A 12,806-nucleotide genomic window follows, 5' to 3' on the forward strand; every position below is an offset into this window, starting at 1 on the left:
TTTAGAATAGGCACCGCGCGCACTGGCGGGCCGCAAACGCTCGTTCAGTCACTTGAGTTACGGCCAGGAGACTGAAACCGGGACACACTCTCTTCAGCCGAATGATTCTTCGACCAACTACATTCAGTTCAAAATGTTCTACTAAACCCGCACCCTGGCTCAGGGCTCGGGACCATTGCCGCCTTCCCAGCAGTAAACCGGGTTGGGCGGTGGTGGCGATGTAGGCACCAAACGATCGAACTGCACAAACCTGGAAGCTGAACGGCCAATGGGCGTTCGATTCCTGGACACAAGGTAAAGAGCCTCTCCACCGGCATTTATTTTCAATGGCCGGATTACGCGCTCGACGTCACGAATCCAGAAGTTGTAGCCGGATGCATCCGCCACTGCATCCCAGTAATGCTCAAGGGTTTCCACAACATTCGGATCTGGGTCGTCGTCCGGATATTGGCCATACCCCTGGAACCTCAGCGTGATCAAATCCCCGTGCTGGATGTTCGGGTCTGCCGGGATTGCCACCTCGACTCCGTACCAGATTGGCGGTTGGGTGCTGCAGGTCAAATACCGGTTTGGGTGAAGCAAAGCCTGAGGAAATTCAGGCCGAGTGAACTGGATGGGTGGAAGATCGGTTGCCAACCCGACCCGCGCCAACAATGAAAAGGTCGGGTTCACATTACCGGCGCGATCCTCCAAACGATAAAAACAGAAAAGCCATAGCGCGCCAGGGTAGGCGCGGAACACGTCATTGGGCACGTCCACAAAAATGCGGCCGCTATCACTGGTCAGCGGTGGCGAAACCCAAGTGGGTAGGCCGGTTGGCAGCATATTCATATCCGAAAAGTACATCAGCACCTTGTCCCCGACTTCACGTCCGAGATAGCCCTCGGGGATCTCCATGCGCACCATGGGATTTGCATCCAGATAGGGTTGGGTGATCGGATCGATCGGGAAAATGGCAGGCGCCAGTAACGAGCCGACGCCTGGAGCGTCGCGGTCGATTCTGATCGTCACGGGCGACGAGGTATCGACACTCGGGCTATCTGGCCGGGTGTTATGAATCCGGTAGCGCAGGTCAACGATGGCACTGCTCAGCAGGAACGCCTGAGGAATCGTCATGGGCAGAGGGAAGTCGGCATCCGTCAGTGGGCCACGCAGCTCAACGGGCGGGGTATCAACGGACCTGGCACCTCGGACATGCCATTCGAAAATCACGTACTGAAACCTTCCGGGGCCGGGCAAAACCGCCCAAGGTATCTCAAGCAAGATGCGTAGATCAGTGAAATTGAATCGAGCGGGTAATAATCCATCTGGCAATACGTCGAAGACTGTTGGCGCCTCAAGCACAAGGATGCCTCCTGAGCCCGTAGGCCCATTGGCACTCTGGCCAGTAGTGGAAGTAGTCATTTAAACCTCCCGTCATTCAAGCATTTTCTAAACCGCCCCCTGCTCTCAGCATGCCAATACCAGAGGTTCTGTTGGCGCCATTGAACACCTCCTCTGGCCCAGCCGATACTGTCAAAACTCACAGGTAGGACCACCGCTCGTCGGATCTCCCCGCTGACCAGTGGCTTCACACGACCAAGATTCTCTTGACGAAGACGATGGGCTAGTGTTTTCTGAAACCGGTTTCATCCCGTTACTCATTCCAATAAGAAAGGCTTTGCCGTGACTCCATTTTCCGCCGCCCAGCGCAGCCGCGTGACCATGCTCGACGTCGCCGAGCGAGCACGCGTGTCCAAGGCCAGCGTGTCGCGCTTTATCGGCGATGACCGCGCCCTGCTCTCCGATGCCATCGCCCTGCGTATCGAACACGCCATCGCAGAACTCGGCTACCGCCCCAACCAGATGGCCCGTGGCCTCAAGCGTGGGCGCACGCGCCTGATCGGCATGCTGGTGGCTGATATCCGCAACCCCTACTCCATCGCGGTGATGCACGGCGTCGAAACCGCCTGCCGCCAGCACGGCTACAGCCTGGTGGTGTGCAACACCGACCGCGATGACGAGCAGGAGCGCCAGCACTTGGCGGCGCTGCGCTCGTACAACATCGAAGGGCTGATCGTGAACACCCTGGGCCATCACCTCGACCAATTGCTGGAACTGCAACGGGAAATGCCCCTGGTGTTAGTGGACCGCAAGGTCGAGCCGTTGCACAGTGACTTGGTGGGCCTGGACAACCCGGCGGCGGTGCGTATTGCGGTAGAGCATCTTGAGCAACAGGGTTATCGCGACGTGCTGCTGGTGAGCGAGGCCACCGATGGCACCAGTTCACGTTTGGAGCGTTTGGAGAGTTTCAACACCGAGATTGCCAAACGCCCGGCTTTGACAGGTGCCGTGGTTGAACTGGATGGCGAACTGGAAAAGCGTCTGCAAGCCTTTCTCGCCAAATCCGGCCCCAAGGCACTGTTCTGCGCCAACGGCGTGGCAGCACTGGCCTGCACCCGTGTACTCAAGGCCCTGGGCTGCGACCTGTTCGGCGAGGTGGGCTTGATCGCCCTGGATGACCTGGACTGGTACCCGCTGGTGGGTAATGGGATTACCGCCCTCGCCCAACCGACGCAAGCGATTGGCGCCAGCGCTTTTGACTGTTTGCTCAAGCGCCTGCGCGGCGATACCGCCCCCACGCGCACCCTGGATTTTTTACCGGAGCTGATTATCCGCGGCTCTACCCAATCCCCTGTGGGAGCGGGCTTGCCCGCGAAAGCGATAGGTCAGCCACTTCCAAGCTGACTGACACACCGCTTTCGCGGGCAAGCCCGCTCCCACATTTTTCGTTCTGCGCATGAAAATGAAACCGGTTTCAGAGGTAAACAACAATGCATAAATACCCCGTCTCCATCAGCCTTTCCAGCTACGGCGCCGACCTGGTTCGCCAGCAGGGTCAATTGAGTTTTGTCGCGCTGCTCAGCGCCGCCGGTGCCCAGCGCATTGAATGGCGTGAAGAACTGCTCACCACCGAGCAACCGGCCGAGCTGGCCCTGGCCGCTGCAGAACAAGGCCTGGAATCAGTATTTTCTTCGCCCTTGGAGCTGTGGGTCGCCGGCCGTGCCCAGCCCAATGCCGAGCTGGCCGCCACCCTGGACCTTGCCCAGGCCTTTGGCTCGGGATGGCTGAAGGTCTCGCTCGGTTACTTCACCGATACCAACGATCTGGAAAGCCTGCACGCCCTGCTCAATCGCCACCCGGTCAAGCTGCTGGTGGAAAACGACCAGACCCTGCACGGTGGACGCATTGAACCGATGCAACGGTTTTTCACCGAAGTCGAACGCCTGGGCCTTCCGGTGAAAATGACCTTCGATATCGGTAACTGGCAGTGGCAAGACCAGTCCGCGCTCACTGCTGCGCGGTTGCTGGGCCGGCATGTGGATTACCTGCACTGCAAGGCCGTGGCCCGTCGCGCCGACGGCAAGCTCGTGGCCTTGCCGCCGGGCGCCACCGACCTGCATCTGTGGGAACAACTGCTCAAACACATGACTCAAGGTATTACGCGGGCGGTGGAATTTCCGTTGCAGGGCGATGACCTGGTCGAGGTCACTGCACAACAGGTCGCCACCCTCGCCTGCCTTGGCCAACCCCGCGTGGAGAACGCCCATGTCTGAGATCGATATCCTGTCGTTTGGTGAAACCATGGCGATGTTTGTCGCCGAGCAGACCGGCGATCTGGGCCAGGTCGCGCAGTTTCACAAACGCATTGCCGGCGCCGACAGCAATGTCGCCATCGGCTTGTCGCGCCTGGGGTTCAACGTGGCATGGCTGAGCCGAGTAGGTGACGACTCCCTCGGGCGCTTTGTGGTCGACACGCTGGGCAAGGAAGGCATTGATTGCCGCCATGTGGCCGTCGACCCGTTGCATCCCACCGGGTTTCAGCTCAAGTCGCGCGAAGAGGCCGGCGCTGATCCCCAGGTCGAGTACTTTCGCAAAGGCTCGGCGGCCAGCCATTTGTCCATCGCCGATATCAGCCCTGCGTTGTTGCAAGCCCGCCATCTGCACGCTACCGGGATTCCACCGGCATTGTCCGATGCCACCCGTGAACTCTCCTTCGAACTGATGACGCAGATGCGCAACGCCGGGCGCAGCGTGTCGTTCGACCCGAACCTGCGCCCCTCGCTCTGGGCCAGCCAGGCGCAGATGATCCGCGAAATCAATGCCCTGGCCACTCTGGCGGACTGGGTGTTGCCGGGCCTGGGTGAAGGCCGCCTGCTCACCGGTTTCGAGGATCCTGCGGATATCGCTGCGTTCTACCTCGACCAGGGCGCCGAAGCCGTGGCGATCAAGCTCGGCCCCGAAGGCGCCTATTACCGCACCCACATGGATCAGGGCTTTGTCGCCGCCGTCAAGGTGGAAAAAGTCGTGGACACCGTCGGCGCCGGCGACGGCTTTGCCGTGGGCATGATCAGTGCCCTGCTGGAAAACTCAAGCTTCCCCGAGGCGGTGCAGCGCGCTAACTGGATCGGCAGCCGCGCCGTGCAGAGCCGTGGCGATATGGAGGGTTTGCCGACCCGCGCCGAACTGCCCACTCGATCCGTTGCGTAACCCATTACCTGTTGCCACAACTACAACAAGCTCAGGAGCAACCCCATGGAACCCGTGAAACTCGCCACCCGTCGCTGGTGGTACATCATGCCTATCGTGTTTATCACCTACAGCCTGGCCTACCTGGACCGCGCCAACTACGGCTTCGCCGCCGCGTCCGGCATGGCCGAAGACCTGATGATCACGCCGGGCATGTCTTCGCTGCTCGGTGCGCTGTTTTTCCTTGGCTACTTTTTCTTCCAGGTGCCGGGGGCGATCTACGCGCAAAAGCGCAGCGTCAAGAAACTGATCTTCGTCAGCCTGATCCTCTGGGGCGGCCTGGCGACGCTGACCGGCGTGGTGTCCAACGCCTATATGCTGATCGCCATCCGCTTCATGCTCGGGGTGGTCGAGGCTGCCGTGATGCCGGCCATGCTGGTGTACCTGTGCCATTGGTTCACCCGTGCCGAACGCTCGCGGGCCAATACCTTCCTGATCCTCGGCAACCCGGTGACCATGCTGTGGATGTCGGTGGTGTCGGGCTACCTGGTGCAGCATTTCAGCTGGCGCTGGATGTTCATCATCGAGGGCCTGCCGGCGGTGTTGTGGGCGTTTATCTGGTGGAAGCTGGCCGATGAGCGCCCCAAGGATGCCAAGTGGCTGAGCGACGCCGAAAAGCACAGCCTGGAAACCGCCCTCGCCGCCGAGCAGGTGGGAATCAAGGCCGTGAAGAACTACGCCGAGGCGTTCCGTTCGCCCAAGGTGATCATTCTCGCCCTGCAGTTTTTTTGCTGGAGCATTGGCGTGTACGGCTTCGTGCTGTGGTTGCCATCGATCCTCAAGGCCGGCTTGCAGATGGACATGGTCGAAGCCGGCTGGCTCTCGGCCCTGCCCTACCTGGCAGCGGTGATTGGCATGCTCGTGGTGTCCTGGGGTTCAGACAAGCTGCAAAAACGTAAGCGTTTTGTCTGGCCGCCCCTGCTGATTGCGTCGATTGCCTTCTACGCGTCCTACGTGTTGGGCGCCGAACACTTCTGGTGGTCCTACACCCTGCTGGTGATCGCCGGGGCGTGCATGTATGCACCCTATGGTCCGTTTTTCGCCATTGTCCCGGAAATCCTGCCGGCCAACGTCGCCGGTGGCGCCATGGCACTGATTAACAGCATGGGCGCCCTGGGCTCGTTCGGTGGCTCGTACCTGGTGGGTTACCTCAACAGCAGCACCGGCTCGCCCGGCGCTTCGTACCTGCTGATGAGCGGCGCGCTGCTGCTTTCCGTGGTGCTGACGATTTTCCTCAAGCCCGGCGCCAGTGACCGCTCGCCGGCGCCAACCCTGGAATTGAAGGTAAAAACCTCATGAAAAAGTCTGTCGTGCTGTACAAAAAACTCTCCGCCCCGCTCATGGCTCGCCTGCATGAGCAGGTCGACGTCACGCTGATTGACGCACTGGATGAAACCGGCCTGGCCAAGCTGCGCGATGCCCTGCCCACTGCCCATGGCCTGCTGGGCGCGAGCTTGCGCCTGGATGCCAGGCTGCTCGACCTGGCTCCCGAACTGCAAGCCATTGCCAGCGTTTCGGTGGGCGTCGACAACTACGACATCGACTACCTGACCCAACGTGGCATCCTGCTCAGTAACACCCCGGACGTACTCACCGAAACCACCGCCGACACCGGCTTTGCGCTGGTCCTGGCCACCGCCCGGCGTGTGGTCGAGCTGGCTGACATGGTGCGTGCCGGCCAGTGGAACAAGAACATCGGCCCGGCGCATTTCGGTAGCGATGTGCATGGCAAGACCCTGGGTATTATCGGCATGGGCCGCATTGGTGAAGCGCTGGCCCAGCGTGGGCATTTTGGTTTTGGCATGCCGGTGATCTACCACAGCCATTCGCCCAAGCCAGCAGTGGAGACGCGTTTTGGCGCGCAGTATCGAAGCTTGCAGGACTTGCTCAAAGAAGCGGATTTTGTTTGCCTGACGTTGCCGCTGACGGCTGAAACCGAGAAGTTGATTGGCGCGCAAGAGTTCGCGTTGATGGGGGCGGAGACGATCTTCATCAATATCTCACGGGGCAAAGTAGTGGACGAAGCGGCACTGGTCGAGGCTCTGCAGCAGCGCACTATCCGCGCGGCGGGGTTGGATGTATTCGAGAAAGAACCGCTGGATCACACATCACCGCTGCTGCGCTTGAACAACGTGGTGGCGACGCCGCATATCGGCTCAGCCACCCATGAAACGCGCGAGGCGATGGCCAAGTGTGCGGTGGATAATCTGCTGCAGGCGTTGTCGGGCGAGCGACCGCAAAACCTGGTGAACCCTGGGGCCTGGAAGCAATAACCCCTGGAACAACACTGTCCGATGTGGGAGGGGGCTTGCCCCCAATGGCAGTACATCAGCCACAGATGAGTTGACTGACAGACTGCTATCGGGAGCAAGCCCCCTCCCACATTTTGATGTGGTCGGCCTATACAGCGACTTCATGAATATTCTTTTACACTTCTGACGACCGACACTTTCTGGCATCCTGCGCCTCCATTTTCCGACCCGAGCCTTCATTTTGTCTGACGCTCAAGCCCCCCGCCCGCGCTATAAATCCGACCTGATCTACGGCCTGGAAGACCGCCCGCACTTCACCGCTGCGATTTTTGCCGCCTTGCAGCATGTGCTGGCGAGCTTTGTCGGCATCATTACCCCGACCCTGATCGTCGGCGGCGTACTTGGCCTGGAAAGCGAAGTGCCGTACCTGGTGAGCATGGCGCTATTCGTCTCGGGGCTCGGCACCTTTGTGCAGGCACGCACGTTCGGGCCAGTGGGTTCGGGCCTGTTGTGCCTGCAAGGCACCAGCTTTTCGTTTATCAGCGTGATTCTCAGTGCGGGCTTTATGGTTAAGGCCCGGGGCGGCGGCACCGATGAAATCCTGTCGACGATCTTTGGCATCTGCTTTTTCGCCGCGTTTATCGAAGTAGTGCTGAGCCAGTTCATCGGCAAACTGCGCAAGCTGATCACCCCGGTTGTGACTGGCACCATCATTACCTTGATGGGCCTGTCACTGATCAAGGTGGCAGTCACCGATATGGCCGGCGGCTATGGCGCGGGCGACCTGGGCGCCGCCAGCAATATGGGCCTGGCGGCGCTGGTGCTGCTGACCATCGTGGTGCTCAACCGCTTCAACAACCCGTTCCTGCGTCTGGGTTCGATCGTGATCGGCCTGACGCTGGGCTTCGTGGTGGCGTGGTTGCTGGGCCGTGTGGATATGGCCGCCCTGCCCCAGGTGCCGTTGATCAGCGTGCCGGTACCGTTCAAGTACGGTTTCTCGTTCGACTGGGTGGCGTTTATCCCGGTGGCGGTGATCTTCCTGATTTCGCCTCTGGAAGCGGCTGGAGACCTGACAGCCAATTCGATGATCTCCCAGCAACCGGTCAAGGGCCCGCTGTATATCAAGCGCATCAAATCCGGCCTGCTGGCCGATGGCCTCAACTCGGCGATGGCCGCTACCTTCAACAGCCTGCCGATGGTGACGTTCGCCCAGAACAACGGCGTGATCCAGCTGACCGGCGTGGCCAGCCGCTACGTGGCGTACTTTATCGCCGGGCTGCTGGTGCTGCTGGGGTTGTTCCCGATGATCGGCGCGGTGCTGCAACTGATGCCCAAACCAGTACTTGGCGGCGCGACACTGATCATGTTCGGCACCGTGGCCGTGGCCGGGATCAAGATCCTCGCCGAAGCCGGCCTGCACCGGCGCAATGTGCTGATCGTGGCGATTTCCCTGGGGATGGGCCTGGGCGTCGCCGCAGTGCCGGAAGTGCTGCGCGATTTGCCCAAGGCGCTGCACAACATCTTCGAATCGCCGATCACTGTGGGCGCGTTCTGTGCAATCCTGCTGAACATTTTCCTGCCCGAAGAGTTCATAGAGCTGGAAGAAGATGAATTCGATCCGGAGTCCTCTACCCTCAAGGTCATGCAGGACCCGGACGTCACGAAACAGTAGGAGCACTTTTATATGCGCAAGCTCATGGTTCTTTCGTTGTTGTTGCTGAGCTTGAGCGCCTGCGCGCTGTTCCCCAATCGCGACCCGGTGAATATTAACGTGGTGGGCATCGAGCCCCTGCAAAGCCAGGATCTGGAAGTGCGCTTTGCCGTGAAGCTGCGGGTGCAGAACCCCAATGAAACGGCAATCGACTACAACGGCGTGGCGCTGGATCTGGAAGTCAATGGCCGACCGTTGGCGTCCGGGGTAAGTGACCAGGCCGGCAGCATCCCACGTTTTTCCGAGACGGTGCTGATGGTCCCTGTGAGTGTTTCGGCGTTCTCGGTGTTGCGCCAGACCCTGGGCCTGAGCCAGACCCAAAGCCTGAATAACCTGCCCTATGTGCTGCGCGGCAAACTGGCGGGCGGATTGTTCGGCACCATGCGCTTTGTAGAGCGTGGCACTCTGGATTTGCCCAGTACCGCCACCTGGTGATGCGCGAGTGATCTGATCCAAATCTGCGAAATGCAAGCTCGCGCCTACAAAAGCCTTGGGTTGACCCGGTTCAATCAGTGATGTAGCGCACGCCTGACTTGGCGCGCTCGTCCACCACCAATTCAAAAATATCCGGCCGAGCGTAATGCCCCACTACGTCGTAGTCGTAGCGTGCCCGCACCAGATCATCTGTATCGATCTGCGCCGTCAACAAACCCGCCTCCCCCAGCAACGGCCCCGCCAAAATATCGCCCATGGGACCGACGATCACGCTGCCACCGGCAATCAACGGGCGCTCCGCCGGCCAGTTGGCAACCTCCACACCCAAGGCCTGCGGTGATGCCTGCACCTGGCAGGCGCTGACCACAAAGCAACGGCCTTCATGGGCAATATGGCGCATGCTCACCTGCCACATCTCGCGCTCGTCCACTGTGGGCGCACACCACACCTGCACGCCCTTGGCATACATCGCCGTGCGCAACAGCGGCATCATGTTCTCCCAGCACACCGCCCCGCCGATACGCCCGACAGCCGCGTCAATCACCGGCAAGGTTGAGCCGTCGCCCTTGCCCCAGATCAGCCGCTCAGTGCCGGTCGGCATGAGTTTGCGGTGCTTGGCGACCAAACCGCTCGACGGTTCGAAATACAGCACGGTGCAATACAGCGTGCTGCCACTGCGCTCGATCACGCCGAGCACCAGGCTCGCACCGGTACGCGCCGATAACCCGGCCAGCGCCTTGGTCTCCACGCCCGGCACGTCGATGGCATTGGCAAAGTACCGCGCAAAGGCTTCACGGCCTTCGGGCAGGCGATAGCCCAATTGCGTGCCGAAGCTTTCGCCCTTGGGATATCCCCCCAGCAACGCCTCAGGCATCACCACCAACTGCGCGCCACTGCGCTGTATTTCATCTTCATAGGCCAGGATCTGCGCCAGGGTTTGCGCTTTGCCGCCAGGCAAGGAGCCGATTTGCAGGGCTGCGACGATCGATACGGGCATGTGCTCACTCCGGTAATAAGGGTTGCCCATTCTCCGGCCAGACTCGATCATGAATAAAGCCCACCTCAGTGCTAAATGATATGAGCCAAATGAATATCGCCCAGGTTGACCTGAACCTGCTGAAAACCTTCGAAGCCCTGCACGACGAGTCCAGCGCCAGCCGTGCTGCATTGCGCCTGGGCGTTACGCAATCGGCAATCAGCGCCGGTTTGCGGCGTTTACGCGAACTATATGGCGACCCACTTTTCGTACGCACCGGTCGCGGCCTGGCGCCCACCCTGCGGGCCAATCAGTTGAAACCGGTGATCAGCGAGGCATTGGACCGCTGCCGACAAAGCCTGGCGATGATCCACCCGGATAACCCGCATTATCAGGGGCGATCGGTGGTGTTAGGTCTGTCAGACGATTTCGAAATCGCCTACGGCCGGCAGCTGATGGGCGCCATTGCACAGCGCCTGCCGAAACTGCGGGTGATCTTTCGCCAGACCCACAGCCAGATCGTTGCGGCTGCCCTGCTCGACCGCAACCTGGACCTGGCCATTACCGCCGGCGGGTTTGCCGAGCGCAGGCTGAGTCGGCAAGTGCTGGGCGAAGGTGACTACCGTTGCCTGGTTGACCCAGGTAGCCTGGCGCCCGATCAGCAAGGTATCGAGCTTGCAGAATTCATCGCACGCGACCATGTGCTGGTGTCGTCAGGCGGGTTTATCGGTATTACCGATGAAGGGTTGGCGGCGCAGGGCTTGAGCCGCCAGGTATGTGCGTCCACCAGCCACTTTGCGGCGCTGCCGTACCTGCTCAAAGGCAGCGCGGCGGTGGCGACGATCCCCGGTCATGCGGCCCAAGCGATTGCGCAGATGACCGGCTTGCGTGTGCTGCCCTGCCCGCTGGCGCTGCCGCACTACCCGGTGGAGTTGGGCTGGCGTACCCAGGCCCAGCTTGATCCGCTGTTGCTCAAGGTTCGCGAGGCGATCGTGGCGTGCTTTATTTCGCCGCTGCCATCAGCTTGTTGACTTCACTGCGCACCATGTTGGAAAACTCCGGCGGCGACATGCCGTCAAGTTCGGCGCGCACCCACTCGGCCCATTTTCCCTTGCGCTTGGCGCGCTCGCCGAACAAACGGGCCGCTTCGCCCTTGGCTTTGCCCAGGTTGGTTTGCCAAAGGTCGTAGAGGCGCGACTTTTCGTCTTCCAGCTCGGCGCGTTCGGCGAGGGTCTTGTTGGCGAGATTGAAGCTCATGTTGAATTACCTGCTGCACAAATGACTGACATCTTACACTGTAGGCCCAAAGGGCCTGATCACCATTGTGCCGCAAATGGACGGCTCGCAAAATAACTGCAACTTTTGCCGCTGCCCGATACTCCATTGTTCACTGTCACATTCACTTGCAAGGAGTCACACATGGCCCGCAAAACCGCCGCCCAAGCCGTCGAAGAACAAATCAAGGATCAAGCCTTCAGCGAACTGACCGCGCTGATCGAAGAATCGGACAAACTGCTCAAAAGCAGCGCATCCCTGGTAGGCGAGGAAGGTGAAACCCTGCGCGAGCAGGTTGCCATCAAACTCAAGCAAGCCCTGGATTCGGTGTCCAGCGTCCGTGAGCGCAGCAAGCCAGTCGTGGACGCCACCGAGACCTACATCGGCGGTCATCCATGGCAGACCGTGGCCATTTCCGCAGGCTTTGGCCTGGTGGTGGGTCTGCTGCTGGGTCGCCGTAACTGATCAGCACGGGCTGCGCCCACGGCGCAGCCTGTTTCACCCCGCCGCCAGTTCTCGCAGTTGCCGAAGGTCCTGCGCGTCAAGCTCTATGCCTGCTTCCTGCGACTCCGCCCGTGTGCGATGGCGCCGATCCCCCGGTAATCGCCGTAACCCCGCCGCATGCATCTGCCGCACCAGTTCCTGGCTGCGCTCGGCAAAGCTTTGCCCGGCGGTTTTGCGCGGATCGATCACTATCAGTAATTGGCCGGTCCAGGGCGTACGCGCTCCCGGATGATCGGCCCAATTGAATTCGAACGAAAAATTGCCGCCTGTCAGTGCCGCCGCCAGCAACTCGACCATCATCGACAACGCCGACCCCTTATGCCCACCAAATGGCAACAGCGCGCCCCCCTCCAGAATGGCTTTCGGGTCCTGGGTCGGCTGGCCCAGGCTATCGACGCCCATGCCTGGTGGGAGCCGTTCGCCTTTGCGCGCGGCGATCTGCACGTCGCCATGGGCGATGGCGCTGGTGGCCAGGTCGAACACAATCGGCGCGCCATCGGCCCGCGGCGCAGCAAACGCGATGGGGTTGGTGCCGAACAACGGGCGATCAGCGCCATGGGGCACCACGCAGGTCATGCTGTTGACCACACTGAGTGCAACCAGCCCTTCTTCGGCGAAAGGTTCGACGTCCGGCCACAAGGCCGCAAAGTGATGGGAATTGTGGATAGCCAGTAACGCAATGCCGGCGCTGCGGGCCTTGCTCACCAGTAACGCACGCGCGGCCGCCAGAGCGGGTTGGGCGAACCCATTGGCGGCGTCGACCCGTACGAAGCCTGACGCAACGTCGGTCACGATCGGCACGGCGGCGCCATTGACCCAACCGCTGGCCAGGGTCGAGAGGTAACCCGGGATACGAAAAATACCGTGGCTATGAGCGCCATCACGTTCAGCGCTGGCGCAATTGTGCGCAAGGATCGCCGCCACTTCTGGCGAGGTGCCGTGCCTGACGAAAATCTGTTGGAGCACCCCCACCAACTCAGTGAAGCTGATGAAGGCCGTGACAACTGTCGGAGACTGCGCAGACATTTGAAGCTCCATTTTTATGATTGGAAGGGGCAACGAATGGACATCCAGGCCGTCGATT

At 60.6% G+C, this 12,806-nt stretch carries 13 protein-coding genes; 9 read left to right on the forward strand and 4 right to left on the reverse strand.

The window, feature by feature from the left end; translation table 11 throughout:
* Positions 1-159 precede the first annotated feature (159 nt).
* Positions 160-1,404 (reverse strand): hypothetical protein, encoded by a 1,245-nt coding sequence (locus E4O97_RS18725; RefSeq protein ID WP_078821485.1) that lies wholly within the window; start codon positions 1,402-1,404, stop codon positions 160-162.
* Between the two features lie 261 nt (positions 1,405-1,665).
* Here E4O97_RS18725 and E4O97_RS18730 point away from each other — a divergent pair, with 261 nt between their 5' ends.
* The 7 genes from E4O97_RS18730 (at position 1,666) to E4O97_RS18760 (ending at position 8,967) form a co-directional block, all read left to right on the forward strand.
* Positions 1,666-2,727 carry a LacI family DNA-binding transcriptional regulator gene (locus E4O97_RS18730; RefSeq protein WP_078821486.1) on the forward strand — a complete coding sequence of 354 codons (1,062 nt, stop codon included), beginning with the start codon at positions 1,666-1,668 and terminating at the stop codon, positions 2,725-2,727.
* A gap of 86 nt (positions 2,728-2,813) precedes the next feature.
* Entirely contained in the window at positions 2,814-3,596 is a 783-nt protein-coding gene (locus E4O97_RS18735) for a sugar phosphate isomerase/epimerase (protein WP_248128873.1), read from the forward strand.
* The gene (locus tag E4O97_RS18740; RefSeq protein WP_078821488.1) at positions 3,589-4,530 is read left to right on the forward strand and encodes a sugar kinase; all 942 of its coding nucleotides are present in this window, start codon (positions 3,589-3,591) and stop codon (positions 4,528-4,530) included. Before E4O97_RS18735 ends, E4O97_RS18740 begins: the two co-directional genes overlap by 8 nt.
* A 45-nt stretch (positions 4,531-4,575) precedes the next feature.
* Positions 4,576-5,868, forward strand: a complete 1,293-nt coding sequence (locus tag E4O97_RS18745) for an MFS transporter (protein WP_216091526.1) — start codon at positions 4,576-4,578, stop codon at positions 5,866-5,868.
* Positions 5,865-6,842 (forward strand): NAD(P)-dependent oxidoreductase, encoded by a 978-nt coding sequence (locus E4O97_RS18750; protein ID WP_248161927.1) that lies wholly within the window; start codon positions 5,865-5,867, stop codon positions 6,840-6,842. Before E4O97_RS18745 ends, E4O97_RS18750 begins: the two co-directional genes overlap by 4 nt.
* A 220-nt stretch (positions 6,843-7,062) precedes the next feature.
* On the forward strand, positions 7,063-8,493 hold the full coding sequence (locus E4O97_RS18755) for a nucleobase:cation symporter-2 family protein (protein WP_078821492.1): 1,431 nt from the start codon (positions 7,063-7,065) through the stop codon (positions 8,491-8,493).
* Between the two features lie 12 nt (positions 8,494-8,505).
* Positions 8,506-8,967, forward strand: coding sequence for an LEA type 2 family protein (locus tag E4O97_RS18760; RefSeq protein ID WP_248161929.1), 462 nt, complete (start codon positions 8,506-8,508; stop codon positions 8,965-8,967).
* A 70-nt stretch (positions 8,968-9,037) separates the two neighbouring features.
* On the opposite strand, the gene E4O97_RS18765 is transcribed toward E4O97_RS18760, so the two are convergent.
* The gene (locus E4O97_RS18765) at positions 9,038-9,964 is read right to left on the reverse strand and encodes a carbon-nitrogen hydrolase family protein (protein WP_078821493.1); all 927 of its coding nucleotides are present in this window, start codon (positions 9,962-9,964) and stop codon (positions 9,038-9,040) included.
* 89 nt (positions 9,965-10,053) lie between these two features.
* On the opposite strand from E4O97_RS18765, the gene E4O97_RS18770 reads away from it, so the two are divergent.
* The gene (locus tag E4O97_RS18770) at positions 10,054-10,974 is read left to right on the forward strand and encodes a LysR family transcriptional regulator (RefSeq protein WP_248161931.1); all 921 of its coding nucleotides are present in this window, start codon (positions 10,054-10,056) and stop codon (positions 10,972-10,974) included.
* On the opposite strand, the gene E4O97_RS18775 is transcribed toward E4O97_RS18770, so the two are convergent.
* Complete coding sequence (locus E4O97_RS18775) at positions 10,946-11,200, reverse strand: hypothetical protein (protein WP_003190904.1); 255 nt, start codon at positions 11,198-11,200, stop codon at positions 10,946-10,948. The genes E4O97_RS18770 and E4O97_RS18775 overlap by 29 nt on opposite strands.
* Positions 11,201-11,362: 162 nt before the next feature.
* Between E4O97_RS18775 and E4O97_RS18780 the strand changes: the two genes are divergently transcribed.
* Positions 11,363-11,683, forward strand: a complete 321-nt coding sequence (locus E4O97_RS18780; RefSeq protein WP_032875861.1) for a DUF883 family protein — start codon at positions 11,363-11,365, stop codon at positions 11,681-11,683.
* Positions 11,684-11,716: 33 nt separating this feature from the next.
* Here the strand turns inward: E4O97_RS18780 and E4O97_RS18785 are convergent, their stop codons facing one another.
* Positions 11,717-12,748: an Ldh family oxidoreductase gene (locus E4O97_RS18785; protein ID WP_078821494.1), complete on the reverse strand. Its 1,032-nt coding sequence runs from the start codon at positions 12,746-12,748 to the stop codon at positions 11,717-11,719.
* Between the last annotated feature and the right edge of the window lie 58 nt (positions 12,749-12,806).

It is taken from the genome of Pseudomonas sp. W15Feb34, from assembly GCF_023127765.1.
GTDB classification, from domain to species: Bacteria; Pseudomonadota; Gammaproteobacteria; order Pseudomonadales; family Pseudomonadaceae; genus Aquipseudomonas; species Aquipseudomonas synxantha_A.